The organism is Rhodococcus yunnanensis NBRC 103083 (assembly GCF_001895005.1).
Classification (GTDB): Bacteria; Actinomycetota; Actinomycetes; order Mycobacteriales; family Mycobacteriaceae; genus Rhodococcoides; species Rhodococcoides yunnanense.
The window spans coordinates 1-816 of sequence record NZ_BCXH01000061.1; the positions used below are offsets into that span (position 1 = coordinate 1).

The window sequence follows — 816 nt, forward strand, 5'->3', positions numbered from 1 at the left end:
GTTTGCCTCTGCCGCACCGACAACTGCCCCGTCGCCGCCGCAGCCCACCACACACCCCCACGACGCGCACCACTGATCCAAGTCCTCGTCGACATCGAAACACTCCTCGGACTCACCAACACCCCCGCCACCCTCTCCGACGGCACCACCATCGACCCCGACACCGCACGCCTACTCGCCACCGACGCCCGCTGGCAAGCCTTCCTCACCGAAACCCTCCACGCCGCACAACAACACCTCCACACCAACACCAACACCAACGACAGCGGCAGCGGCACAGACACAGAGACCGACAGCGCTACAGACACGGACGCGACCACCGATGCGACCGGCGGCAGCGCCACAAACACGGACGCGACCACACACCCAGAACCAGAAACCGATCGATCCACCACAGCCCACACCCGACACCCCGAAAACCCCCACACAACAACCGAAACCGACTCGACAGCGTCGGACACACCAGACACAACCTCACCAGCCCCGGACACAACAGACCTCGACGCACGGGACCCCATCGACCCCGAAAACCCCGCCGACCCGGAGGACCCGGCCGACCCCGTTGATCCGGAGGACCCCGCCGACCCCGTTGATCCAGAGGACCCGGCCGACCCCGTTGATCCAGAGGACCCCGCCGACCCCGTTGATCCGGAGGACCCCGCCGACCCCGTTGATCCGGAGGACCCCGCCGACCCCGTTGATCCGGAGGATCCCGCCGACCCCGTTGATCCGGAGGATCCAGGGGACCCAGAGGACCCCGACGACCCGAACCCACCAGGCCCGACACCTCCTACACCCCCGACACCTCCTGCACCA

At 67.4% G+C, this 816-nt stretch carries 1 pseudogene; it reads left to right on the plus strand.

Features of this window, described 5'->3' with window-relative positions:
• Window positions 1-816, plus strand: a pseudogene (locus RY1_RS30900) (hypothetical protein); the annotation flags it as partial.